Here is a 24,307-nt window from a genome sequence, read left to right on the forward strand (position 1 = left end):
AACGCTCGGCTGGGAAACCCCAGCCGAGCGCCTGCATAAACTACTCACGGCCTGATCAAACCGACCACGTGTTGCGACGACCCCTAGAAACCGCCGATCAGGAGCGGCCCTTTCAGAAGCGGGTACGTCAGTCGCCGTTGCCCGGCGTCGGCGTGGTCTTCTGGATCTGCATCAGGAACTCGGCGTTCGACTTCGTCTGCTTCATCTTGTCGAGGAGCAGTTCGACCGCCTGCTGCTGGTCGAGGGCGTGCAGCACCCGGCGCAGCTTCCAGACGATGCCCAGCTCGTCGGGAGCGAGCAGGATCTCTTCCTTACGGGTACCGGACGCGTCGACGTCCACCGCCGGGAAGATCCGCTTGTCGGCGAGCTTCCGGTCGAGCTTGAGCTCGGCGTTGCCCGTGCCCTTGAACTCCTCGAAGATCACCTCGTCCATGCGGGACCCGGTGTCCACCAGGGCGGTGGCGAGGATGGTCAGCGAGCCGCCGTCCTCGATGTTGCGGGCCGCACCGAAGAAGCGCTTCGGCGGGTAGAGGGCCGTCGAGTCGACACCACCGGACAGGATGCGGCCGGAGGCCGGGGCCGCGAGGTTGTACGCACGGCCCAGACGCGTGATCGAGTCGAGCAGGACGACGACGTCGTGGCCCAGCTCCACCAGCCGCTTGGCGCGCTCGATGGCGAGCTCCGCGACCGTGGTGTGGTCCTCGGCCGGGCGGTCGAAGGTCGAGGAGATGACCTCGCCCTTGACCGACCGCTGCATGTCGGTGACCTCTTCCGGACGCTCGTCGACCAGGACGACCATCAGGTGGCACTCGGGGTTGTTGTGCGTGATCGCGTTGGCGATCGCCTGCATGATCATGGTCTTGCCGGTCTTCGGCGGGGCCACGATCAGACCGCGCTGACCCTTACCGATCGGCGCGACGAGGTCGATGATGCGGGTGGTGAGGATGCCCGGGTCCGTCTCCAGGCGGAGGCGGTCCTGCGGGTACAGCGGCGTCAGCTTGTTGAACTCCGGCCGCCCGCGCCCGGATTCGGGCGCCATGCCGTTGACGGAGTCCAGGCGGACCAGCGCGTTGAACTTCTCGCGGCGCTCGCCTTCCTTGGGCTGACGCACGGCACCGGTGACGTGGTCGCCCTTGCGCAGGCCGTTCTTGCGGACCTGGGCGAGGGAGACGTACACGTCGTTGGGACCGGGCAGGTAGCCCGACGTCCGGATGAAGGCGTAGTTGTCGAGGATGTCGAGAATGCCCGCGACCGGGATCAGGACGTCGTCGTCGGTGATCTGCGGCTCGGACGTCATGTCGTCGCGGCCACGACGGCCCCGACGGTCCCGGTAACGGCCACGACGGCCGCGACGGCCGCCATCGAAGTCGTCGTCGTCCTGAGGGCCGTTGTCCCGCTGGCGGTCCTGACGGTCCTGCCGGCCGCCGCCCTGCTGGGTCTGCTGCCGGTCCTGCTGGCGGTCCGGACGGCCGCCGCCCTGCTGCTCGTCGCCCTTGCGACGGTCACCGCGGTCGCCACGGTCAGCGCGGTCCCCACGGTCACGGCCGCGCTCACGGCGGTCGCGGCGGCGGCCCTCGCCGTCACCGGCGTCGCCGCCCTTGGCCTCGCCCTGCGGCTGCGTCTGGGTCTGGGTCTGCGCCTGCGGGGCGGGCGTCTCGGCCTTCGGCTCGCTCTGCGCCTCGGCAACGACCTTCTCGGGGCTGCCGACCTCAGCGGTGGCGCGACGGCGGCGGCGCTCCACGGGAGCGTCGTCTCCCCCACGCTCGGCCGTTCCCCCACGCTCGGCTGCGCTCGCGCGGGAGGTACCCCCATCGCGGGAGGGGCCTCCAGCCGGCTGCCCGGGGATCTCGATCTGCTGCTGGGCCACGGCCTTCTCGGCGGGCGCCGCGGCCTTCTTCGCGGCCTTCTCGGCGGGCGCGGCCTCCTCGCCCGTACGCGCCTTCGAGGTGGCTCGGCGCTTCGGCTTGGTCTCGGTGGCTGCCTCGGCGGTCTTCGCCGGGGCACCCCCTCCCGCCTGCGCCTCCTTGATGACCTCGATCAGTTGACTCTTGCGCATCCGCGCGGTGCCCCTGATGCCGAGGCCTGATGCGACCTGCTGGAGCTCGGCCAGCACCATGCCCTCGAGGCCGGTACCGCGGCGCCGCCGGGAGCCGGCACCGGTGGCAGGCGCGGAGGCGTCCGTGGAGGGCGCGGCAGCGGTCTCCTCGACACGTGCGCCCATCAGATCGGTGGTGTCGCTCACGAAGGGTCCTTCCCTGGAGCGGACGTCGGCCTGTCTGGCTCGGCGACCGGTTGTGCTGTCCGGCTTCGGTCCTTGCTGTGTGGACCGTGCCGGGGCGGTGGTCCGCCTAAGCGGCGGAGGAATGTGGTGACGGCGCTTCCCGAAGCAGTGGCACTGAGTGTCTGTGTCACGTGGCTTGGTCGCACCGGTTCCGGAGCGTGCCCGGCAAGTCGCTCAGTGCCCGCATACGACGTACTGCCCGCATACGACGTACGAAACACAGTGCGGCTTGGGAGGCTCCCGGAAGGATGTCTGTCCCGGACGGGGACAGGAAGCACCTCGCCATGGTGGGGTCGGGTGCAGACTTGAGATTAACACTACCGGATCCAACAAACATTCCCCCTCTCGAAATCCGGCAACCGCCGGTGCTAAATGTCACCGGAGGGCGCCAGCGGGAGCACGCACGCTCCCTGGGCGTCGAGTTCCAGCCGGTTCGCGGCCCAGCCCTCGCCCGCCAGATGGGCGACTTTGTCAGCGCTGTCGCCGTCGACCAGCGCGAGCACCGTGGGGCCCGCGCCTGAGATGACTGCCGGGACTCCGTCGGCCCGCAGCCGCTCCACCAGCGCCGCGCTCTCCGGCATGGCCGGGGCGCGATAGTCCTGGTGGAGGCGGTCCTCGGTGGCGGGCAGCAGCAGCTCGGGGCGCCTGGTGAGGGCCTCGACGAGCAGGGCCGCCCGGCCCGCGTTGGTGGCGGCGTCGACGTGCGGCACGGTGCGCGGCAGCAGGCCGCGCGCGGTCTGTGTCAGGACCGGCTTTCCGGGCACGAAAACCACCGGAACGATGGAATCGGCGGGGTCCATCCTGATCGCCCGCGCGGCTCCGGCCTCCATCCAGGAGAGCGTGAAACCGCCGAGCAGACAGGCCGCCACATTGTCGGGATGGCCCTCGATCTCGGTGGCGAGTTCCACGAGGGCCGGGTCGTCGAGCCTGGCCTCGCCGCCGATGGTCACGGCACGCGCGGCGACGATGCCGGCGCAGATGGCGGCCGAGGAGGAACCCAGGCCACGGCCGTGCGGAATGCGGTTCGCGCAGACGATTTCCAGGCCGCGCGGCTGTCCGCCCAGCAGATCGAAGGCGGTGCGCAGGGACCGTACGAGAAGGTGGTTTTCGTCACGCGGGAGCGTCTCGCCGCCCTCACCCGCGATGTCGATGTGCAGCCCGGAGTCGGCCACCCGGACGACCACGTCGTCGTAGAGCCCCAGCGACAGGCCGAGGGCGTCGAAGCCCGGGCCGAGGTTGGCGCTGGTGGCGGGGACGCGCACCCGGACGGCGGCGGCGCGGAACGCTGGACCGGCCATCGCTCGATGACTCTCCTTGAGCTGCGTGATTGTCGATTGTCGAAGACATTCGATAGGTACGTGAGGTTTCCCGGGGCGTCAGGGCCCTGGGGACCACTTCCGGGCCGCGGAGACGGCGCGGGACCCGGCCATATGTGAAGGCATATGCGGCGGGCGGGTTCACTACAGCCTATCGAAGGAAGGTTCTGTGACGACATAGGGCGCACAGGAGGCGCACGATGCGTGTCGTAAGCCCCTTGTGCACCCCCGGCCGGGAACTCCCCCGGCAGGTCGTCCGTTTACGCGAGACCCAGGTTACGCGAGACCGAAGTTACGCGAGACCGAGGCGCCGGTTACACGAGACCGAGGCGCTCGGCCGCGATCGCCGCATCGACCGGGACGGTGACGGGCTGCGGAGCGCCCGCCACGGCCCAGTCGGGGTCCTTGAGGCCATTGCCCGTGACGGTGCACACGATGCGCTGCCCCGGGTCGACCTTGCCCTGCTCGGCGGCCTTCAGCAGACCGGCCACGGACGCGGCGGAGGCGGGCTCCACGAAGACACCCTCCTGCGCGGCCAACAGCCGGTAGGTGCGCAGGATTTCACGGTCCGTCACCTCGTCGATGAAGCCGCCGGACTCGTCCCGCGCGGCCAGCGCGTACTGCCAGGACGCGGGGTTGCCGATGCGGATCGCGGTGGCGATCGTCGACGGGTCCTTGACGATCTCGCCGCGCACGATCGGGGCACTGCCGGACGCCTGGAAACCCCACATTCTGGGGGTCTTGGAGGCGATGCCGTCGGCGGCGTACTCCTTGTAGCCCTTCCAGTACGCGGTGATGTTGCCCGCGTTGCCCACCGGCAGGACGTGGATGTCGGGCGCGTCGCCGAGCATGTCCACGATCTCGAACGCGGCCGTCTTCTGGCCCTCGATCCGCACCGGATTGACCGAATTGACCAGCGCCACAGGGTAGTTGTCGCTCAGGGCGCGGGCGAGGGTGAGGCAGTCGTCGAAGTTGCCGTCGACCTGGAGGATCTTGGCGCCGTGCACGAGCGCCTGGCCCATCTTGCCGAGCGCGATCTTGCCCTGCGGGACGAGGACGGCACAGACCATCCCGGCGCGCACGGCGTACGCGGCGGCGCTCGCGGACGTGTTGCCGGTGGAGGCGCAGATGACCGCCTTCGCGCCCTCCTCCTTCGCCCGCGTGATCGCCATGGTCATACCGCGGTCCTTGAAGGACCCGGTCGGGTTGGCACCCTCCACCTTGAGGTGGACCTCGCAGCCGGTGCGCTCGGAGAGCACCTGCGCGGGCACGAGGGGCGTGCCGCCCTCACGGAGCGACACGACCGGCGTGGTGTCGGACACCGGCAGCCGCTCCCGGTACTCCTCGATGATTCCGCGCCACTGGTGGGTCATTGCTGGTTACTCTCCTTCAACCCGCATGATGCTGGCGACACCACGCACGGTGTCGAGCTGACGCAACGCCTCGACGGTTCCGCCCAGGGCGGCGTCGGACGCGCGGTGCGTGACGACGACGAGGGAGGCCTCGCCGTCCTTGCCCTGCTGGCGAACCGTATCGATCGACACCCCGTGCTCGGCGAACACGGTCGCCACCTGGGCGAGAACACCCGGTTTGTCCGCGACGTCGAGGCTGATGTGGTAGCGGGTGAAGACGTCACCCATGCCCGACACGGGCAGCGCGGCGTACGCCGACTCGCCGGGGCCCGTGGCGCCGTTGAGCCGGTTGCGGCAGACGGCGACGAGGTCGCCGAGTACGGCGGAGGCCGTGGGGGCGCCGCCGGCGCCGGGCCCGTAGAACATCAACTGCCCGGAGGCGTCGGACTCCACGAACACGGCGTTGTACGCGCCGCGCACGGAGGCGAGCGGGTGGGTCAGCGGAATCATCGCGGGATGCACGCGCGCGGTCACGGACCGCCCGTCGGCGGCCCGCTCGCAGATGGCGAGCAGCTTGATGGTGCAGCCCATCTCCTTGGCGGAGGCGAAGTCGGCCGCCGTCACCTCGGTCATGCCCTCGCGGTAGACGTCGTCGAGGCGCACGCGCGTGTGGAAGGCGATCCCGGCGAGGATGGCGGCCTTGGCGGCGGCGTCGAACGCCTCGACGTCGGCGGTGGGATCCGCTTCCGCGTACCCGAGCGCCATGGCCTCGTCGAGGGCCTCCTGGTAACCGGCCCCCGTGGAGTCCATCTTGTCGAGGATGAAGTTGGTGGTGCCGTTGACGATCCCGAGCACCCGGTTGACCTTGTCGCCGGCGAGGGACTCGCGCAGCGGGCGGATCAGCGGGATGGCGCCGGCGACGGCGGCCTCGTAGTAGAGGTCCTTGTTGTTCGCCTCCGCCGCCGCATGAAGGTCTGCGCCGTCCTGGGCGAGAAGGGCCTTGTTCGCGGAGACGACGGAGGCGCCGTGCTCGAAGGCGGTGGTGATGAGGGTGCGCGCGGGCTCGATCCCTCCGATGACCTCCACCACCACATCGATGTCGCCGCGTTTGACGAGGGCGGTGGCGTCCGTGGTGACGAGGGCCGGGTCGATGCCTTCGCGGACCTTGGAGGGACGGCGGACCGCGACACCCGCCAGCTCGACGGGGGCTCCGATCCGGGCGGCGAGGTCGTCGGCGTGCGTCGTCATGATGCGCGCCACCTCTGAGCCGACCACTCCACAGCCCAGCAGCGCCACCTTCAGCGGACGCGTACGCATCATCCGACCTCGTTTCCTCATACCGTCTACGGTGGGACCAGTCTCACTCACCGGACGGGAGTTTCTATCCCTCGTCCGGATCGTGAGACATCTATTTCATTTGCGCGGGGGTGGATCACAGGAGATCTTCCGCCTCGCATTTATGACCTGCTTTTCATAGCCGGCCTTTAGCGGTTGTTGCGGCTCACCCGACATCGAGGCGCAGGAGATCCTCCTCCGTCTCACGGCGGACGATCACGCGGGACTCGCCGTCGTTCACCGCGACAACCGGCGGACGCGGCACATGGTTGTAATTGCTCGCCATGGAACGGCAGTACGCGCCCGTAGCCGGTACGGCGATCAGGTCACCCGGTGCCAGGTCGGCCGGCAGGAACGCGTCCTTGACCACGATGTCGCCGCTCTCGCAGTGCCTGCCGACGACGCGCGCGAGCATGGGCTCGGCGTCGGAGACGCGGGAGACGAGGGCGACGCTGTACTCGGCGTCGTAGAGCGCGGTACGGATGTTGTCGGACATGCCGCCGTCGACGGAGACGTAGGTACGCAGCCCGTCGAGGGGCTTGATGGTGCCGACCTCGTAGAGCGTGAACGCGGTGGGCCCGACGATGGCCCGCCCGGGCTCGACGGAGATACGAGGAGTGCGCAGCTTGGCGCCCTCGCACTCACGCGTGACGATCTCGGTGAGCGACTTGGCGATGTCGTGGGGCTCGCTGGGATCGTCCTCACTCGTGTACGCGATCCCGAGCCCGCCCCCGAGGTCGATCTCCGGCAGCTCGACGCCGTGCTCGTCGCGAATGTCCTTGAGAAGGCCGACGACTCGGTGGGCGGCGACCTCGAAGCCCGACATGTCGAAGATCTGCGACCCGATGTGGGAGTGGATCCCAATCAGCTCCAGCCCGTCGAGCTGGAGAGCGCGCCGTACGGCCTCGGCGGCCTGGCCGCCGGCGAGCGGAATGCCGAACTTCTGGTCCTCGTGGGCGGTGGCGATGAACTCGTGCGTGTGGGCCTCGACACCGACGGTGATACGGATCTGGACCCTTTGGCGCTTCCCGAGGGACTCCGCGATGTGGGCGACGCGGACGATCTCCTGGAAGGAGTCGAGGACGATACGCCCGACGCCCGCCTCGATGGCCCGGTGGATCTCGTCCGTCGACTTGTTGTTGCCGTGGAAGGCGATGCGGTCGGCGGGCATGCCGGCGGAGAGGGCGGTGGCGAGCTCACCGCCGGAGCAGACGTCGAGGTTGAGCCCCTCTTCGTGCAGCCACCGGACGACCGCCCGGGAGAGGAAGGCCTTCCCGGCGTAGAAGACGTCGGCGTCGTGCCCGAAGGCGGTGCGCCACGCCTGCGCCCGGGCACGGAAGTCGGCCTCGTCCATGACGTAGGCCGGGGTGCCGTGCTGTTCGGCGAGGGTCTTCACGTCGATGCCGCCGACGGTGACGACGCCGTGGGTGTCCCGGGTGACGGTCTGGGCCCACACCTTGGGGTCGAGGGTGTTGAGGTCGGCGGGCGGGGCTGAGTAATGCCCCTCGTGGAGGACATCGGCGTGACGGGGCCCTGCGGGGTGTGCGGAACGACTCATGACTCTTTTAAGGGCCTTTCCAGGGCTCTCTGTGGGTGTCTCAGAGGTATTCGGGTGCGTCGATGCCGAGCAGGGACAGGCCACCGGCAAGCACCGTCCCGGCGGCTTCGGCAAGGGCCAGCCGGGAACGGTGGGCGGCCGAGGGTTTCTCCTCGCCGCGCGGAAGAACGGTGGGCAGGAAGGGGACGACGGCATCGGCGACGGTGACGAGGTGCCGGGCGAGACGGTCGGGGGCGTGGTGGGTGGCGGCGGTGGTGAGGATGCGGGGGTGGTCGGCGAGGAGGGTGAGGAGGGGGGCTGTGGCGGGGGCGGTTTCGGCGGGGGCGGTTTCGGCGGGGCCGGCGGTGAAGCCCAGGTCGGCGGCGTTGCGGGTGAGGGCGCGGGTGCGGGCGTAGGCGTAACGAACGCGGAAGAGGGGGTTGCCCTCACTCTGGACGAGATGGTCGTCGCTGATCCGGGGCCGGTCGTGGGCGGCAGGGTGCAGCAGGGCCCAGCGGGCGGCGTCGCGGCCGAGGGGGAGGGGATCGGCGGGGGCCGCTGGTACCGGTCGGACGTTGACGTCGAAGGGGGAGGGCGATTCAGATGACGCGGGTGATGCAGCTGATGCGGGTGATGCGGGTGATTCATCAGTGCCGTATGCGTCGACGTACGGGTCAAGGCGTACGGCGAGGACCTCCTCCCACTCCGGCTCGGGCCGGGCGGCGCAGCTGATGCGGACGAGGGTGCCCTGGGACCGGAGGAGGCGGGCGACGGTGTCGGCGGTGACGACGGCGCGGACTTCGTGGGCGGCGTGCAGTTGCGCGAGCTTCTCGGTGGGGCTGTCGGCATGGCCGTACCGCAGACCGCGCCGCAGGATCTCCTCGACGAGAGCGGCGGGCGAGGTGCTCTCCAGCCGGATGTTGATGAATCCGGGCCCGGTGATGACGACGTCGGCGACGACGGCCGTGTCGAGAAGGTGTGGCCGGAGGATCTCGGCGACCCGCCGGGGCGGCTGCCCGGCCGGGCGAGCGAGCTGAAGGGCGATGTTGGTGGCGTAGTCACCACACCCGCCAGGACCGGGCACCGTGACAACGGCCCGTCCCGGAACGGTCACACTCAGCTCCCCCTCGTCGACAGCACGACGCACCGCGCACAGCACGGTACGAGAGAGCTCGACGGGGGTCACGGGACAAGCGTAGGGGAGGAGGGGGGTGGGTAGGCGAGCCGGTTTGAGTGGGGTCCCGGATGCGGACGGGAGGGGGCGGGGTGGGGGGCGCTGTTGGACGGGCGGTGTTCCGGTTCGAGGATGTCGGGACGAGGGTGAACGCCGCCCCGGCCTGGCGGGCGCACCGGGATGATCGGCTACCGGCGTCGGCTGATCATCTGTAGCCCCGGAAGCACCGCGGAGTAATCAATCGCCGATCAATCACCGATCGACCACCGAACGACCGGAGTACGGAAGTGACCAGCTGCTGGCCCCGACCACCGCAACGAGGCAGCCAGCCACCGGCCTGACCGATCCACGGGGTGATCAGCCGCCGGCGCGGCCGGCCCGCTCAGCCTCTCCGGCCAGTTCGGCCTCTCCTGCGACCCCAGCAGCCCCGGCGACCCCGAGGATGTCGTCGAACGCCGACTGCCCCTCCGCCTCGACTTCCACTTCCACTTCCCCCTCCTTCCTCGCTCCCCCACTCCCCCGCCGCTCGATCAACTGCCGTACGAGACGTACGAGTTCGGCGGGCTCGAAGGGCTTCGCGAGGAAGGCGTCGACGCCGACGCCGAGGCCGGTCTCGACCTCGTACTGCGTACAGGCGCTGACGATGGCGAGAGGGAGGTGGCTGGTTCGTGGATCGGCCCGAAGTCGAGCGGCAGCGCGGAGCCCGTCCAGTCGAGGCATGACGACATCGAGGGTGACCACATCGGGCCGCACTTGATGAACGACATCCAGACACTCGGCACCGTCGGCCGCGGTCACGACCTCGAAACCCTCCAGCTCGAGATTGACCCTGATCAGCTGCCGGATGACCTTGTTGTCGTCCACAACAAGCACCCGGCCGGACGCCCCTGGCACAACTTGAGAGTAGGTCGAGACCGGCCACCGCGTCCGGGTTTTCCCCACTTCCACCCCGTGCGGGCGACCCCTCCCTGGGACGGGTAGGACCAGACCCCCACACCAGGTCCGCAGACCCGCCTCGACGCCGCGAAACCCATTCATGAACACCCCGAAGGAGCTGGTAGGGTTCTACCCGTCGCCGCAAACACCGCGCCCGACACGCCCCCGTAGCTCAGGGGATAGAGCAACGGCCTCCGGAGCCGTGTGCGCAGGTTCGAATCCTGCCGGGGGCACTCGCCGGTCAGAAAGTTGAAACGAGACCTGACCAGGGCGGATGCCGACAGAAAAGGGCGAGAGTCAGTCTCACTGACTCTCGCCCTTTCTCACTCTCTCTCACTGATCGTGCGTGAGGAGTGCGTGAGCCACGAGCGGCTCACACAGCGTCCGACGGCCCCCACCCCATCGCCTTTTCGATCTTCTTGTTGTCCTCCTCCTCGCTGTTGTCGAGGCAGCCCGCATAGTGGCGATCGATGACCTCCGGCGACGTGCCCGCCCGGCGAGCCACCTCTGCCACCGGGAGGCCGGAGCGGAGCCAGTCCGTGATGCACGTGGCCCGCCCGTCGTACGGCTTCCTGGCGAGCGGCGATGCGACCTTGTGCGGCGGGAACGCGAGGGGGCGAGCCGCCTGCCAGACACGCCAGTAGCTGGACGTGCCCACCAGACCGCCCCGCTCGTTCTGGAACAGCCGGCCGTCGGCCGCCGTGCCGAACTCCTTCACGTGCGCCCGGAGCATCGCCACCAGGACGGGAGGAATCGGCACCGGGCGGTCTGCCTCGGGGTCCCGCATTTTCAGCCCTCGCGTGTCATGCCGCTCGCCTGAGTCGGTCCACTTCTTGCCAGACACGGGCCGTGTTTCTCGGAGGGTGAGTACGCCCCATCCCGTTTCCGGCAAGTGACAGTCGGCCAGCCTCAGCCCCACCACTTCCGCCGGTCGCATCGCGGCGTAGAGGATGCAGCCGAAGAAGGCGACCAGACGCCTTCCCCTGTTTCTATGCACTGATCCCACGTACGAAACGGCCGTCAGAAACTCGCGCCCCTGTGTGGCGTTCATGAGGACACGTGGGTCAATCGGGCCGCTGGCGGCAGTAGCGGGCCGCTCCAATCCAGCGATCGGGTTCTCGTCCAGATAGCTCTTTTGAATCGCATACGTCATGGCCGAATTGAAACCGCGCCGACGACGCTTGTACGTGTCCTTGGCAGCGAGCTTGCCATCCAGCCTGTACGCGAGTCGGTAGTGCACGTCCTCGGCGATGCCGGATTCTCTCAGTGCCGACAGGGAAAGGGAATTCTCTGCAAGCCACGCGCAAACCTTTTCCAGGTCCGGCGGGGGTTCCTCGCTCTCGTGAGCCGGTACGACGGCCCACCTCACGGCCCGCCGCACCGCGGGGAGTTCCGGAGTGTCGGGCCCCTCCTGCACCATCCCCAAGGCTGCCGAGGCAAGACTGTCTGCGAATCCCTCTCTGGTCTTCGCTGCCGCAGTACGCCAACGACGCTTCATGAACTCACGCGAGAACTCCCACCATGTGGGGTCGGCCTTGGACTCGGTCTTAGCCTTTGCCGCTGCCTCCGCCTTTCGAACCTCCGACTCAGGTAGGCCCGATTCCACGTCGAACGCCTCACCCTTGCGCATGGCATGCCGCAGCTCCGAACGACGATTATCGGCAAGCGTGAAGGTGGCAAACGATGCGTAGCGCCGCTCACCCGCAACGATCCAGCGGAGTTGATACGGGGCACTTTTGCTCTTCACCTTACTGATGCCCCACACACGGACGTCATTAGAGAAGACGCGTTCCTTCCCGCCCTCAGGGCGCCCACTCTCGTGAGCGCCCTCGGGTGCACTGGACGTGCGGCTGCTCACGCCGTCTCCTCCAACGTGGTAATCCAGCGGTCCAGTTCGGAACGACGAATCCGCACGGAGCCGTTCGGGAGTTTGATTGCCTTTGGCCCTTTCCTCAACTGGCGCCAGCGGTGGAAGGTCGACAGAGGGACGCCGATTTCCTCAACGACTTCAGAGATGGTGAGCATTTCGTCACGCGCCATATTCGACTCCCCTCCAGGGTTCGTTGGCGGGCCGAAAGTCGGACAGTCGGACACTGGGGAGTTGAGGGTGTCCGGTCTGTTCGCGCAGGTCAGACGGGGCAATCGGACAGTCGGACACCTAGGACACCTCCGGGGGTGGGGTGTCCGGGAAGTAGCGGCCTCCGGCGCCCTTGGTGAGCTGTCCCGCCTCTGCCATGCGGGAGCAGTAGCGGCGGACGGTGTCCGCGTCGATGTCCGGCAACGCAGCGACGACGTCCCGCGGCCGGACGCCGGGGTTTTCCCGGACGTATCGCAGGATGGCCGCGCGGGTGTCGCCGATGGTGTGGTCGGTGACCGGCCCGTCGAGCATGTGCCAGGCGCCGGAGGCGGCTTGGAACTGAAGCGCGTACTCGGCTTCGTCGACGTCGCGCCCGGTGACGTGCAGAATGCCGTCCGCCTGCCCGCGCGCCCGCTTGAGTACGAGCGTGGCGTCCGCGGCTCCGGCGATGCCGTTGGTGCCCGAGACCTCCGTCAGGAAGTCCTCGGAAGCCATCTTGCGGACGTGGTGGACCAGCACGACGGCGATGCCGTAGTGATCGGCGATCCGCTTGGCATAGGTGACGGCGACATAATCCGCGTCGTACGCCGACACGCCCTGAGGGGCGGGACCGCGCATCTTGGCGAACACGTCGACGACGACCATGCGGGCGTCCGGGTTGCGGTCCAGCCATCCGGCGATGGCCTCGCTGCCGCCCTGCGGGAAGGGCGGGCATTCGGTGACCAGCGTCAGCCCGGCCGGGGCCGCCTGTCCCCCGAGCATCTTGCCCATGCGGGTCTGGAGACGGCGCGGGGTGTCTTCCAGGGCGAGGTAGAGCACCGGTCCGCCATCAACGGGCAGGGAGTCGAAGGCGTAGCCCCCGGAGGCGACCGCAAGAGCCAGTCCGAGGGACAGCCAGGACTTGCCCACCTTGGGCGGTCCGGCGAGCAGGTTGACGCCCTCGGCGAGGATGCCGGGCACCGCCCATTTCGGCTCCGGGAAGTCCGCGGCCATGAGCTGATCCGCAGTCCACGCGGTCCGGGGCCGTTCCCGCTTCGGCATCTCCCGTGGGGCTGGTTGCGGGTCGCTGGGGACGGAGTACAGGTGAAGCGGGGGGATCGGGTTGGTACTCATGCCGCGACCCTTCGGGGGCGGTTGGCTCCGGCTCGCAGGCCGGAGGCGATGGTGCGCCGTGCCTCGCGCTCGCCCTGACCGACGTTGAGCGCCGCTTCGACGAGCTTCTCGGTCACCTCGTACGCGTCCAGCTCGCCCCCGGCGACCAACTGACCGAGGGCCACGGAGGCGATGTAAAGCGCGATGTTGTGCTGGTGCTCGCCGGAGCCGGTGACGCGCGCCAACTCGCCGTTGACTGCCGCGGTCAGGAACTTGCCTCGCCGATCGCGGGTCGTCAGCGGGACCGTGACCGGACGCTGCGGGGGCAGCGGCGCCGGGCGCAGCAAGTTCGTCAGCCAGCCCGGCAAAGGGGCCACCGGCACGTCATGGACGGTCGCGTACGGGTGGCCGCTGACGACGCTGCCAGGGGCGACGACGAATCCTCCTGCCGCGCGGGTGTCGACCTTCCAGCCCAGCCCGCGGGCACTGTCCCCGGCAGTGTTACGCAAGGGCTCACCCTCGGGTGCGGCGAAGTACAGGTGCCTACCGCCGCTCCAAGTACAGACCGTGTACGTGTCGGTGGGGAACGTATGGCCGTGGCGCTCGCAGAGGACTGCGAGCACGTCGGCTCCATCGGTGACGCCGTGCTCGGCCCAGTCGGCCGGCGGGGTGTCGTCCGGGCCCTTGGGGATGTCGAGGTCGACGACGACCAGGCCGGAGGGGCCGGTGGCGATGCCGATGTTGTAGCGGGCGTGCGTCCAGCACCGGGTGATGCGCTCGCGGTCGGTGGTGGCCCGCTGCTCCCATGCGGTGATGGCGGGGCGCTTGTCGCCGGGAATGAGGGGGAAGACGTGCCAGCCGCGCGACGCAGCGTCAAGCGCCGCGGTGAGCTGGGCAGGGCCGTCCAGTTGAGGCATTCTGGAGGTTCTCCTGTTCTGTCGAAGGGACAAGGGAGCCGGGGCGGCCGTGGTCTTGTGGTGAGAGACGGCCGCCCCGGGCGCATCTAGAACGGGGGTTCGTCGCCGTACTTCGCGTCTCCGGCCGCAGCCGGGGCGGGCGTGCCCCATCCGCCGGAGGCGGGAGCGGCGGTGTTCCACGCGTCGGTGGCCGGGCCGGAGTTGGCGCCGTTGCGCTGGACGCGGTCGACCTTGGCCGTGGCGAAGCGCAGCGAGGGGCCGATGTCGTCGATTTCCAGGCCGAGCATCGAGCGGTTCTCGCCCTCGGGGGTCTTCCAGTTGTGCTGCCGCAGTCGGCCGGTGACGACCACGCGCATGCCCTTAGTCAGGGTCTCGGCGATGTGGTTGGCCAGGTCGCGCCATGCGGTGCAGCGCAGGAACATCGCGGTGCCGTCCTGCCACTGACCGGTGGTCTTGTCGTAGCTGCGCGGAGTGGAGGCGACGGAGAACTTCACCAGCGCGGCGCCGCTCGGGGTGTAGCGCAGTTCGGGGTCTGCGGCGAGGTTGCCGACGACGGTGATGGGGGTCTCTCCCACGGACATGGGGATCACTCGCTTTCGGTGTGGGTGGGGTTGGTGCTGGAGTCTCGGTGTTCGGCGGTGACGTACAGCCGCTGCCGCTTGCCGTCACGGGTGGGGTACTGGCGTGCCGGACCGGTGTCGAACGCAGCGGCCAGTGCCTGGCTGATGCGGTCGGCGTCGCCCAGCGGGCAGATGACGCGGATCTCGAACACGGCTTCCTTTCGTCAGGCTGCGTCGAGGAAGGGCTGTTGCCAGGTGGGCACGGCGTCCAGCACGCGGGTACGCCAGCGCAGGGCGTAGGGCAGACAGTTGGCGCAGTTCTTGTGCGTGTGGCCGGGCATGGCCGGGCGGCGGCGGGCGTGGGAGCTCCAGGCCATGGAGTCGGCTGAGGCCATGAGGTGACCGACGCGGGCCAGGCCCAGGGTCTTGAAGCCGAAGCCGTGGAGCTTCAGCCCGTGTGCGGCCATCGCGGTCACGATGGCGGCTCCCTCGCTTGTGGACTGCAAGCGGCAGACCGAGCCGAGGCCCACGGTGGGCTCCCGGGTCAGGTCGACGCCTGCCTTCTCGTACAGCTCCGCGCACCACTCGTAGTCCGCGACCTTCCGCCCCTGAAGCACGGGGGCGATCCGCAGTTCGGGGGCCAGGGAGCGCAGTTCGAGGAAGTTGGCAACGGTGCGGCGTTGGTGCTCTTGCACGCTGAGGTGGGTGCCGACGAAGGTGAGCGGTCCGGCCGTGCCGCCGTGGATGATGAGGTCCTCACACATCCAGTCCTGTGGGGCAGCCCAGTCGTACGGGCCGACGTGTTCCCAGATGCGGCGCAGGTCGTCGATGTACTGGCGCGGGGTGCGCGTCCAACGGCCGTGGCGCTGGAGTTCCGAGAAGCCGCCGGAGTCCACGGCGTACGGACCGCGGGCCGGATCCAGCTTGGCCGCGTTCACGAAGTGCTCGGACTTCAGGAACAGCGGCACGTCGGTCAGCCGGACCCAGTGGCGTTTGTGGGTGGTCAGGTAGAAGCGCAAAGCCGCTCCCCTCAGCCGTGGAAGTGGTTGCGCTTGATGACGGCCTTGCGGATGTGGACCGTGCTCCCGCTCCGGCCGTTGGCAATCGCACGGACGGGTGTGCGCCAGGCGAGGACGGCGAGGGCGATCCACATGGCGGCGCCGGAGCTGAACCCGGCGACGGCGTTGATGACCTCGCCGATGCCGTAGCCGACGCCGGCCGACAGGGCGCCCCCGCCGATCCCGGCGCCGATGAAGCGCTGAGCGATCGGGTCCAGTAGGGGCAGCGGGGTCAGGTCGCGCGGCTCCGGCGCGGCCATGGGCGCCGGGGCGAGGTGTTTGGGCATGGGGACCATGCGCCCGTACGCGTCGGGCACCCACACCACCGGTCCGCGGTCGGCGGCCAGTTCGACGGCCGCGGGGTCCGGCGCGTACAGGCTCAGCGCGACCGGGTCGTGCGCCGGGGCGGTCGGTGTGTCGGGCCGCAGGGCGGGGACGTGTTCGTTCATGGCCTGCCTCCTCTACAGGTCCGGGAGCGCGTTGACGACGGCGCTCATGAGCTGGTTGACGGTGTCGGCGGCGCCGGTGGAGGCGAGGTAGAAGCCGAACATCACGGCGACGAACGCGGAGCCCGCTCCGAGCGCCTTGGAGCGCAGCAGGATGACGAGCAGGAAGCCGAAGAGCAGGGCCAGGGAGATGGTCACGGCCATGCGGCGGGGTTCCTTCCGGTGAGGGGGTGGGGTGGTCAGCGGGTGCCTTCGCGGTAGATCCGTGAGGCGCGGTTGTAGATCCAGCGGCCGACACGGACGCGCTTGCCGCGGCCCTTGCAGCGGCGGCAGTTCTTGCCCCGCTTGGGGCGTCCCTTGCGGTCGGTGGTCATGGCGAAGCCGAAGCCGTTGCACTTGCGGCAGTCGCCGAACGGGCTCCCCGCACACACAGCCGCGTAACACAGCGTGACGGCGAGTAGGCAGGCCATAGCAAGGGCTATGGGGGTCATCGGGGCCCCTTTCTCGGGGTTTCCGGGGTTTTCGCAGGTGGGGTGCTATCCGCTAGAGCGCAGATGGGATGCTGTTTGGGGTGCTAGCGGGGGTGCTACCGGTAGCAGGTGACCCCGCTACCGGTAGCAGTCACTCGGGGCTAGGCGGCGCCCTGCTTTTCGTCACGCTCCGCAATTGCTGCGGTGAGGTCGTCGCGGACGATGCCGCGGCGGGTGGTGCGCTCACCGTCGTCGGTCGTCCCGGCCACGCCGGTGGTCTTGATGCCGTGCGGCTTGAGCGCGGACGTGACGTTCTCGCCCTTCCAGCCGCCGTAGACCTCCGGCCGCAGCTCCGCCAGTCGGGCGGCGATCCGCTCGTTCCACACCCGCTTCTCGCTCGCGGGCACGACCGCGGCGACGTCGGCGAGCAGGTCGTACGACGGTCCGGCCGTGCTCTCGGCGTCTTCCCCGAGCGCGTGCCCGGACAGGGTGCCCTCGGCCTTGCGCAGTGCGAGCGCACGCTGAGCGATGGCGTGCGTGGCGTTGTCGTCCAGGTAGGCGGTGCGCACCACGACCGGCAGCGTGGTGGCGCCGGCGAGGTAGCCGTTCCCGGCGTCGATCTCCGGGCGGAACGAGGTGGCGCGCACGCCGTTCTTGTAGGCGGACGTGCCGAGGATCATGTCGTTCTCGACCTGGCCCGCGACCTTGAGTGCGAACCGGATGGACACGTTGCCGCTGATCCCCGTGGGCAGCGAGTCCTTGTCGGGCCGCTGCGTGGCCAGGATCAGGATCACGCCCAGGGCGCGGCCGAGTTTGATGATGAACTCGGCGTCCTCACCAGCCTGCTTGCCGTACTTGGGGTGGGCGAACAGGTTCTGGCACTCGTCGAACACTCCGACCAGCGGCCACAGCTTCAGCGAGCGCTTGTCGGCAATCTGCCGGGTGATGCGCTTGTCCGGGCACAGATCCCGCGGCAGCTTCTTGATCACGCCCGCCCGGCGCATGACTTCCTCGCGCAGCAGCTTGAGGGAGTCGGCCGCGTACTTGACCGAGTCGTCGTCAATGCCGGAGACGAACCGGTGGCTGACGCATTCGAGGGCGTCCAGGTCGCCGGTGCCCTTGTTCTCGTGCAGCCACAGCTCAACGGACGGATCCAGGGCGGCACCGCATGCGAGCACGCGCACGGATGCGGTCTTGCCCTGGCCGGGCAGCGAGCCGACCAGGATGTTGTGCTGGATCATCGGCACCGACTGAGCCCGGCCGCGCGGGTCGATGCCGAACGGGTTCCGCTTGAAGATGTCGTGCCGGCGGGCGTTGGCCAGCGACCACTTGACGATGCCAGTCTTGGACAGGTCCCGGTCACCCACCCACAGGATGAGCCGTCCCTCATGCTCGTTGGGGTCGGCGTCCGGCCACACGCACCCGAGGGGGCGGCGCAGGCCGGAGGCGAGTCGGGCGCGCCGGTCGGCCACGTCCGCGACCGTCACCCCGAGGGGCAGGTCGATGTCCGCGCGCCAGCCCGGCCCCTCGCGGGTGATGGGCGAGACGAACCGGATACCGTCCTGGCCCTTGGCGACCGCGGACGCGATCTGGCCGATGCCGATGGACGCCATGGCCTTGACCACGATGTCGCTGGTCAGCTTCTGCACCTCGGTCTTGATGACCGCCCGCGTGGCCAGCGGCGCATCGGCCGGCGCCCCGGCCAGGCCGAAGCCGAGCACGGCCACCGTGGCCGCGATGAACTGCGTCATCGGCTGCGCCCCGAACACCAGGAACAGGGACACAGCCAGGGCGAAGATGCTGCCGAGGACGGTGAGAACCATCCGCAGCCGCACCCGCCGGTCACGCTGCCGCGAGAGCTTCAGGTACTCGTCGACCTGCTCGTTCGTGGCGGTGTACTGGCGCAGGGCCTCGCCCTCGCCGTCCACGGCCCAACGCCCCACCTTGCCGAGGGTGTTGAGTGCGCCGCGGGGCGAGCGCCACATGAGCTTGGGCAGGTAGACAAACGGCACCCGCACCGCGTGGAAGGCGACGGTGTGCCAGGCGTGCCCGGCCAGCCAGCCGAGCGCTTCCTTGAACTCCTGGCCCGACTTCATCCACCCGGGGAAGACGTCCAGCCGCTTGGAGTTCTTGATGCGGTCGATGACGCCGGGGCCGGACACAGTCGGTACCTTCTGGTCGACCAGAGTCGGCCGCGCGTCGGCCGACTCGGTCGGCTCCGGGTCGGCCGACTTCGACGGCCGGGAGTCGGCCGACGGGTCGGGGGTCGGGTCGGCCGACCCGTCGCGCGCGGTGCGCGCCTTGCCGAGGTCGACCACCTCGCCCCCGGACACGGTGCCCGGGTCGGTCATCTCGGCTTCGAGCCGGTTGAACAGTTCGTTGTCGTCGTCGGGGTGTTTCACTGATGGTCCTTCCACTTCTGGTGTGAGGGAGAGCGGGCCCGGCCGACGCTGTAGGAGGTGAGCGGCCGGGCCCGTGTCGTGCGGTCGTGCGTGCCCCGGGCCGGATTCGATCCGGCGCCCTCACGGCGTGGATGCCGGGGCTGTTGGGTTGGTCAGGTCATGCACCAGCCGGAGTCGCAGCCGGTGTCGGTGTCGTCGAAGGGCAGCGTGTCGACCCCGTCCGGGATCGCGTCGGCCAGCGGCCGCAGCAGGCGGGTCAGATACACGTGGTCCTTGCCGAGCGTGTCCCGGCGCCGGTTGAGCAGCGCTTCGAGGTCGCACGCCTTGGCGAACAGCTCCGGCTCATCCCGGCGCATGTCGTGCCAGTTCTCCGGCCGGTGGAAGGGGCAGAACCAGCACGCCGACTTCGGCGGCACCGGCAGACCGACGGATCGAATGATGCGCGGGCAGTCCGCCCGACGGATGCCGAGATCAAGCAGCGGGTACTCGATCCGCTCATGCGGCTCGCAGCGCCGGGCATTCGCCCGTCCGATCTCATCCACACTGATGCCGATGCCGACCGTGGCCGGGTTGTCGCGAGACGCGCCGCGCCGCTTCAGCTCCTTACCGATGACCTTGATCTTGAAGTCGCCGGTGCAGGCCCGGGTGCCCGGCGCCCCGCTCGGAGACAGCCGCACGGGGATGGGCAGCGACCGCGAGCCCTCCCGGGTGATGCGCCCGTACAGGGTCTCGGACGTGCCGTCCCGGCGCACCCGGCCGACCGTGACCAGCTCCAGGCCATGGGCTTCGGCGAACGGGCGCGCGTACTGCTCGACATAGCGCAGGGTGGCGGGCTTTTCGGAGTCGTCACCGACGTTGGCGAAGATGAACGTCTGGTAGTCCAGCTCTCCGCGCGCGGCCAGCGCCAGGGCCGCGGTGGACTGCCAGCCGCCCCCGAAGCTGAACGCCTTCACCGGCTCGGTCGTGGTCGTCATGCCGCCTGCCCTTCACTCTGGCCGGCGTGCGAAGCGAGGTCGCCCCATCGGGAGACGATGTCGGCTGGCTGCGCAGCGTCGGAGCTGACGCGGATGGGCATCTGGAGACCCACGAAGTCCTCTCCGCACGTGATGACGAGCGGCTTGCCGGGGCCGCCTGTCCACACGGTCAGCGGTGCGTTCCGGGCGACTCCCCCGGAGCGTCCCCAGCGGGCCAGCAGGGTCGGGTTCAGAGTGAGTTCCTGCCGCAGATTGGGGGCGCTGTGGAGGTGGCTCGTGAGCGTCTCGCGCCACTGGTCGCGCGCCCACAGGGCGGGCAACTCGCCGTCGTAGCCGGGCACTTCCAGTGACTGGCCCCCGGCCCGGACCGCGAGCGCGTTGGGCTTGAACAGATCCACTGTCGCGGGGCGGAACTCCAGCGTGAGCGGAGTACGGCGGTTGAGGCGGGCGAACGCCCGCAGCGACTTCAGTTCCTGCTCGCCCACCAGCACGGCCCACGGGCGTGCCGTGCGGGTCTCCAGGCGGCGCCGGGTGACGGCCATCGTGTGGCGGTCGGTGGCGACCGCGTACAGGTACGCGCCTCGGGCCTCGAAGTAGACGCCGTTGAGGGCGGGCAGGGTCTTGTCACAGCTCATGTGGTCGCTGACCTGCTGAAGCAGGTACGGGAAATCAGTGATGGGGCCGATCATGAGGGGTCCTCTCCGGCACTCAGGTCGAACAGCGCGCACTGAGCCGCGGGGGCCGCGGGGAGTTGTTTCCTGGCCTGGCGTGCGGCGGCTTCGTGGCAGTCGGGGCACCATGCCCGCAGCGCATCGGCCGGGAGCCGTACGGCGGCGACGTTGGTGGCGAGCGGGTCAACCGGCGCGGCCATCAGCCGCACCCGGCGCCCGTGTTTGCTGGTGTAGTGGTCGTGCTCGTGCTGGCACCGGCCACCGCCCTTGGCGTGCAGGTTGCCGCATGCTCCGGTGCACTGGCAGCGGTAACCGGCCGTCTCCATCACCGCGGTGAACACCGCGGCGCCGACGATGGGCTGTGACTTCATGCCGCAGCCCCCTCGCCGTCGTCGGCGCCGTCGATCGGGTGCAGCCGTCGGCCGTCCGCGCGCTCGTTCAGCAGCAGGTCCCGCAGGACGCGGGAGTTGGCTGCCGAGCAGTGCAGCGTGGTGCGGATCGCTTCGGCGTTGATCGCGTCATCCGCCCACCCGGCCGTGGCCTCACGCGCCTCGGCGAGCAGTTCCGCCGGAGTCCGGGAAGCCTTGCCGGTCTTGGTCTTGGCCTTGGGGGCGCGCTTGCGCGGCGGTTTGGGCGCCTCCTGCTTCGACGGCTCCGGGTCCTGCGGCGGAACGGGGGGAACGTCCTCACTGGCCGGGGCCAGTTCCCCCAGCTTCAACAGCACCCGCTCGGGGCGGGGCGTCTTGGAGCGCCACCGCCGACCGAACCGCTCACGCAGCTCCGCACGGGCCAACTGCCGCTCACGCTCGCGCCCCAGGGCATCCGCGTACGAGGTGACCTCCCACAGCGTCATGCGCCGCCAGAGGGCGAACGTGGACAGCGGAGCGAGCAGCCAGCGGGAACGGCGGATCTTCTCCATCCGGCGGCCGGTCACGGCGCCGATCCGGGAGGCGTAAACGTGCGCGGCCACCTCGGACAGGACAACCCACAGCAGGGGCATCGTGCCGTGCGCGAGCTTCGCGGACAGGGAGTGTCCGGCCGCGATGTTCAGCCAGCACGTCACCCCGGTGAGCGCCCACGGTACGAACCGCACCCAGCCCAGCGGCATGTCTGTGCGGATCAGCAGCAGGAACGCGGCGGTGAACACCGGAATGGCCACGTCGATACCGACCGGCAGCATCCACGGGGAGGCGAAGCCCCAGCGTGCGCCAGCGTCCGACACCGCCTCGAACGAGGACGCCAGACCCAGCCCGCCAACCCCGGCTGCGAGTACGGCGACCGCACCCAACAGCCACAGCTCAGGCTTCGTCAACGGCGGCACCGCCGGACGTTCGACGGTCTGTGTCGTCTCAGTGCTGGTCATGCCGCACCCCCGTCCAGCGGCCGGATTTGCGCCGCGGCCATCAGCACCACGCGCACCGGGTGCGGGTGGTACTCCGAGGTGATGTCCTCGCACCACTCCCATTCGGCGTCCTCGGCGAGCGCGAAGCCGAGCGAGGCCAGCGCCGCCGCGCGATCTTCGACCGTCGGGGCCTGCGGCGAGGTGGGCCACGTGAAGACGGGCCAGTCATCCACCCGGCCGATCATCACGACGAACAGCTGCCAGCACGGCCCGGCGGTCCGCTCCGGAGCCGTCGCCCCGCAGCACCGCATCGTGATCTGAGCCCGCAGCACCCGCCCGTTCATCGCGCACCCCCGACCGCGAGCAGGGCAGCCAGGATGAGCAGGGCGCCGCCTACACAGGTCACGTCGACCGCGCGACGCAGGCAGACGAACTTGGCGACCGCGAGGCGGGACAAGCCCGCGATGTCGGCAGCCAGGTCACGGGAGACGGCGTCGTTGATCTCTTCGGGGGTCAAGGTGGCCCACAGCGGGAAACCGTGCCGCCCCTTGACGTTCGGCCGCACCGACCGCAGCAGCAGACCGGCCGCCGCGACCAGCACCGCCATACCGAGCCCGCCCACCACGTACGCGGGCAGGTTCATCGGCAGGTCACGGGCGACCGTCCAGGCGCCGGCGAACACCGCGCCGACGAACGCCAGCAACAGACCGGTCTTGGTGTCGGTCCGCGTGATCTCCGCCTTCACCTCCGCATGCGCAGCGGCAAGCAGGGCGTTGGTGTCCAGGGCGCTCATGCCGCCGCTCCCTTCCGGGAGGACCGACGGCGCCCGAGCGGGCGGGCCAGCGGGACAACGTTGAACAGGTCCGGGGCGTGCGCCTCGATGACCTCGGCGACGATGCGGGTCACGTTGTCCGGGAGCTCCGGGTTGTCGGCGAGGATGTCGCGCGCGGCGTCCAGCCGGGCCGCGCGCTCTTCCTCGGTCTCGCCCTCCTCCCCCAGCCACAGCTCAACCGGGGTACCAAGGGCCAGTTCGATGAACTCGTTGACAGAGACGGCCTGATGACCGCCGATGTAGGCACGCATGCAGCGCTCCTGATGTCGAAGGGACAAGGAAGGTGCTGGCGGTCGTGGCCTGGTGGTGAGAGGCGACCGCTCTGGAGAGCAGGCAGTGAAGTGCGTTCCGGCTCCCCTCGGCGCTGCTCGTACGAGACGAGCAACGGAGGCAACCGGCCGCAGCGCAGATGCATGACGCTGCGGAGGGGTTGGAGTCGCACGGTCTTGCATCCGCGCGGCCGTCACTTCGGGGGAGACGGCTCAGAGACCCACTTATGTGCGCCTGTGACCAGGCGTTTCTCAAAGATCAGCTGCTTCCTTCAGACCCGTTTCACGGGGCCCTCCGGGCAGTTGGTGTTGCAGTACCTGTTTTACAGGTACTGCATAGGGGTCCGTCAAGCACTCTGGCGGAACCTCTTGGTTTTGCGCCGGGACTTCTTGGCGCACAATCAGAATCGCCCCAGGTCAGGGGAGTTGGTCACCCCGTACGTGGACAGCTCCGGATCATCTGGCTACCGTCAAGAGCTCCCTAGATGTCCCACGAAGGGGTACAGATGCCCAACGAGCGGTTGCGGTCAGCCCTGTTAGCTCGTGGCATGACCGTCCAGAGCCTCGCGGACGAACTCAAGGTCAACGCAAAGACAGTGGAGCGCTGGATCACGCAGGGCAAGGTGCCGTACCGGCGCCACCAGTACGCAACGGCAGCAGCGCTCAAGGTGGACGTGACGACGCTGTGGGACGACTCCCGGACTCAAGACTCTGCGGCTGACCTGAGCAAGGCCGAGATCGTGACTGTCTACCCTCATCGGCATGTCGTGCCCTCAGGCCTCTGGCGCGAGATGTGCGAGCGTGCCACGGAGCGCATCGACATCCTCGTGTATGCCGGTATCTACCTGGCGGAGGATCCTCTCTTCTTCTCGACGTTGAAGGAGAAATCCGAGAGCGGCGTGCGTATCCGAGTGCTCATGGGTGATCCAGAGTGCGAAGCCGTCATCCGACGCGGCGTCGACGAAGGGCATCGCATCATGGATGGCAAGATCCGTAATGCGCTGGTCAACTATCGCCCGCTGTTCACCAGCCACCCGGAGATTGACTTCCGCTTGCACGACACAGTGCTCTACAACTCGATTTACCGCGCCGATGACGAGATGTTGGCCAACACGCACGTGTACGGCATCGGCGCCTACATGGCGCCCGTACTCCACCTGCGGCGACTCCCCGGAGGTGGTCTGTTCGACACCTTCGCCAATAGCGTTCAGCAGACCTGGGAAGGCGCCAGGCCAGTAACCGAACACGACATCACAGGAGCTTGAG

General features: G+C 69.2%; 26 protein-coding genes and 1 tRNA gene. 2 read left to right on the top strand and 25 right to left on the bottom strand.

Annotated features, from left to right (window positions below; translation table 11 throughout):
- Positions 1 to 127: 127 nt before the first annotated feature.
- The 7 genes from rho to AB0I77_RS45085 all read right to left on the bottom strand — a co-directional run bounded on the left by rho (position 128) and on the right by AB0I77_RS45085 (position 9,868).
- Positions 128 to 2,242, bottom strand: coding sequence for a transcription termination factor Rho (gene rho, locus AB0I77_RS45055; RefSeq protein ID WP_363288712.1), 2,115 nt, complete (start codon positions 2,240 to 2,242; stop codon positions 128 to 130).
- A 407-nt stretch (positions 2,243 to 2,649) separates the two neighbouring features.
- Positions 2,650 to 3,579, bottom strand: coding sequence for a homoserine kinase (thrB, locus tag AB0I77_RS45060; RefSeq protein ID WP_363288714.1), 930 nt, complete (start codon positions 3,577 to 3,579; stop codon positions 2,650 to 2,652).
- A gap of 332 nt (positions 3,580 to 3,911) precedes the next feature.
- Positions 3,912 to 4,970 carry a threonine synthase gene (gene thrC / locus AB0I77_RS45065; RefSeq protein ID WP_363288715.1) on the bottom strand — a complete coding sequence of 353 codons (1,059 nt, stop codon included), beginning with the start codon at positions 4,968 to 4,970 and terminating at the stop codon, positions 3,912 to 3,914.
- A gap of 6 nt (positions 4,971 to 4,976) precedes the next feature.
- Positions 4,977 to 6,269 carry a homoserine dehydrogenase gene (locus AB0I77_RS45070; protein ID WP_363288716.1) on the bottom strand — a complete coding sequence of 431 codons (1,293 nt, stop codon included), beginning with the start codon at positions 6,267 to 6,269 and terminating at the stop codon, positions 4,977 to 4,979.
- Between the two features lie 181 nt (positions 6,270 to 6,450).
- Positions 6,451 to 7,842, bottom strand: coding sequence for a diaminopimelate decarboxylase (lysA, locus tag AB0I77_RS45075; protein ID WP_363288717.1), 1,392 nt, complete (start codon positions 7,840 to 7,842; stop codon positions 6,451 to 6,453).
- Between the two features lie 40 nt (positions 7,843 to 7,882).
- A complete protein-coding gene (gene nrtL, locus AB0I77_RS45080; RefSeq protein ID WP_363288718.1) occupies positions 7,883 to 9,007 on the bottom strand; it encodes an ArgS-related anticodon-binding protein NrtL in 1,125 nt (374 codons plus the stop codon).
- A 345-nt stretch (positions 9,008 to 9,352) separates the two neighbouring features.
- On the bottom strand, positions 9,353 to 9,868 hold the full coding sequence (locus AB0I77_RS45085) for a response regulator (protein WP_363288792.1): 516 nt from the start codon (positions 9,866 to 9,868) through the stop codon (positions 9,353 to 9,355).
- A 224-nt stretch (positions 9,869 to 10,092) separates the two neighbouring features.
- Between AB0I77_RS45085 and AB0I77_RS45090 the strand changes: the two genes are divergently transcribed.
- Positions 10,093 to 10,164: transfer RNA gene (locus AB0I77_RS45090), tRNA-Arg, on the top strand.
- A gap of 140 nt (positions 10,165 to 10,304) precedes the next feature.
- Here AB0I77_RS45090 and AB0I77_RS45095 read toward each other — a convergent pair.
- The 18 genes from AB0I77_RS45095 to AB0I77_RS45180 all read right to left on the bottom strand — a co-directional run bounded on the left by AB0I77_RS45095 (position 10,305) and on the right by AB0I77_RS45180 (position 23,023).
- Positions 10,305 to 11,789 (bottom strand): site-specific integrase, encoded by a 1,485-nt coding sequence (locus tag AB0I77_RS45095; RefSeq protein WP_363288720.1) that lies wholly within the window; start codon positions 11,787 to 11,789, stop codon positions 10,305 to 10,307.
- The gene (locus AB0I77_RS45100) at positions 11,786 to 11,971 is read right to left on the bottom strand and encodes a helix-turn-helix domain-containing protein (protein ID WP_363288722.1); all 186 of its coding nucleotides are present in this window, start codon (positions 11,969 to 11,971) and stop codon (positions 11,786 to 11,788) included. Before AB0I77_RS45100 ends, AB0I77_RS45095 begins: the two co-directional genes overlap by 4 nt.
- Before the next feature lie 118 nt (positions 11,972 to 12,089).
- Entirely contained in the window at positions 12,090 to 13,121 is a 1,032-nt protein-coding gene (locus AB0I77_RS45105) for an AAA family ATPase (protein ID WP_363288723.1), read from the bottom strand.
- On the bottom strand, positions 13,118 to 14,017 hold the full coding sequence (locus AB0I77_RS45110; protein WP_363288724.1) for a bifunctional DNA primase/polymerase: 900 nt from the start codon (positions 14,015 to 14,017) through the stop codon (positions 13,118 to 13,120). Before AB0I77_RS45110 ends, AB0I77_RS45105 begins: the two co-directional genes overlap by 4 nt.
- Positions 14,018 to 14,103: 86 nt before the next feature.
- Positions 14,104 to 14,598, bottom strand: coding sequence for a single-stranded DNA-binding protein (locus AB0I77_RS45115; RefSeq protein WP_363288725.1), 495 nt, complete (start codon positions 14,596 to 14,598; stop codon positions 14,104 to 14,106).
- A gap of 5 nt (positions 14,599 to 14,603) precedes the next feature.
- Positions 14,604 to 14,789, bottom strand: coding sequence for a hypothetical protein (locus AB0I77_RS45120; protein WP_363288726.1), 186 nt, complete (start codon positions 14,787 to 14,789; stop codon positions 14,604 to 14,606).
- Between the two features lie 12 nt (positions 14,790 to 14,801).
- Positions 14,802 to 15,596, bottom strand: coding sequence for a hypothetical protein (locus tag AB0I77_RS45125; protein ID WP_363288727.1), 795 nt, complete (start codon positions 15,594 to 15,596; stop codon positions 14,802 to 14,804).
- A gap of 11 nt (positions 15,597 to 15,607) precedes the next feature.
- Positions 15,608 to 16,084: a hypothetical protein gene (locus AB0I77_RS45130; RefSeq protein WP_363288728.1), complete on the bottom strand. Its 477-nt coding sequence runs from the start codon at positions 16,082 to 16,084 to the stop codon at positions 15,608 to 15,610.
- A gap of 12 nt (positions 16,085 to 16,096) precedes the next feature.
- Positions 16,097 to 16,285: a hypothetical protein gene (locus tag AB0I77_RS45135; RefSeq protein ID WP_363288729.1), complete on the bottom strand. Its 189-nt coding sequence runs from the start codon at positions 16,283 to 16,285 to the stop codon at positions 16,097 to 16,099.
- Positions 16,286 to 16,320: 35 nt separating this feature from the next.
- A complete protein-coding gene (locus tag AB0I77_RS45140) occupies positions 16,321 to 16,572 on the bottom strand; it encodes a hypothetical protein (RefSeq protein WP_363288730.1) in 252 nt (83 codons plus the stop codon).
- Between the two features lie 140 nt (positions 16,573 to 16,712).
- A complete protein-coding gene (locus AB0I77_RS45145; protein ID WP_363288731.1) occupies positions 16,713 to 18,953 on the bottom strand; it encodes an FtsK/SpoIIIE domain-containing protein in 2,241 nt (746 codons plus the stop codon).
- Between the two features lie 152 nt (positions 18,954 to 19,105).
- Positions 19,106 to 19,927, bottom strand: coding sequence for a phosphoadenosine phosphosulfate reductase (locus tag AB0I77_RS45150; RefSeq protein WP_363288732.1), 822 nt, complete (start codon positions 19,925 to 19,927; stop codon positions 19,106 to 19,108).
- Positions 19,924 to 20,616, bottom strand: a complete 693-nt coding sequence (locus AB0I77_RS45155) for a hypothetical protein (RefSeq protein ID WP_363288733.1) — start codon at positions 20,614 to 20,616, stop codon at positions 19,924 to 19,926. Before AB0I77_RS45155 ends, AB0I77_RS45150 begins: the two co-directional genes overlap by 4 nt.
- Complete coding sequence (locus AB0I77_RS45160) at positions 20,613 to 20,969, bottom strand: hypothetical protein (protein ID WP_363288734.1); 357 nt, start codon at positions 20,967 to 20,969, stop codon at positions 20,613 to 20,615. Before AB0I77_RS45160 ends, AB0I77_RS45155 begins: the two co-directional genes overlap by 4 nt.
- A complete protein-coding gene (locus tag AB0I77_RS45165) occupies positions 20,966 to 21,961 on the bottom strand; it encodes a DUF2637 domain-containing protein (RefSeq protein ID WP_363288735.1) in 996 nt (331 codons plus the stop codon). The genes AB0I77_RS45160 and AB0I77_RS45165 overlap by 4 nt, the downstream gene beginning before the upstream one ends.
- Complete coding sequence (locus AB0I77_RS45170; protein ID WP_363288736.1) at positions 21,958 to 22,284, bottom strand: DUF6303 family protein; 327 nt, start codon at positions 22,282 to 22,284, stop codon at positions 21,958 to 21,960. Before AB0I77_RS45170 ends, AB0I77_RS45165 begins: the two co-directional genes overlap by 4 nt.
- Complete coding sequence (locus AB0I77_RS45175; protein ID WP_363288737.1) at positions 22,281 to 22,733, bottom strand: Pycsar system effector family protein; 453 nt, start codon at positions 22,731 to 22,733, stop codon at positions 22,281 to 22,283. The genes AB0I77_RS45170 and AB0I77_RS45175 overlap by 4 nt, the downstream gene beginning before the upstream one ends.
- A complete protein-coding gene (locus AB0I77_RS45180; RefSeq protein WP_363288738.1) occupies positions 22,730 to 23,023 on the bottom strand; it encodes a hypothetical protein in 294 nt (97 codons plus the stop codon). Before AB0I77_RS45180 ends, AB0I77_RS45175 begins: the two co-directional genes overlap by 4 nt.
- A gap of 566 nt (positions 23,024 to 23,589) precedes the next feature.
- On the opposite strand from AB0I77_RS45180, the gene AB0I77_RS45185 reads away from it, so the two are divergent.
- Positions 23,590 to 24,306 carry an XRE family transcriptional regulator gene (locus AB0I77_RS45185; RefSeq protein ID WP_363288739.1) on the top strand — a complete coding sequence of 239 codons (717 nt, stop codon included), beginning with the start codon at positions 23,590 to 23,592 and terminating at the stop codon, positions 24,304 to 24,306.
- The last annotated feature ends 1 nt before the right edge of the window (position 24,307 follow it).

Source organism: Streptomyces sp. NPDC050619 (assembly GCF_040654815.1).
In the GTDB taxonomy this organism is placed as follows: domain Bacteria; phylum Actinomycetota; class Actinomycetes; order Streptomycetales; family Streptomycetaceae; genus Streptomyces.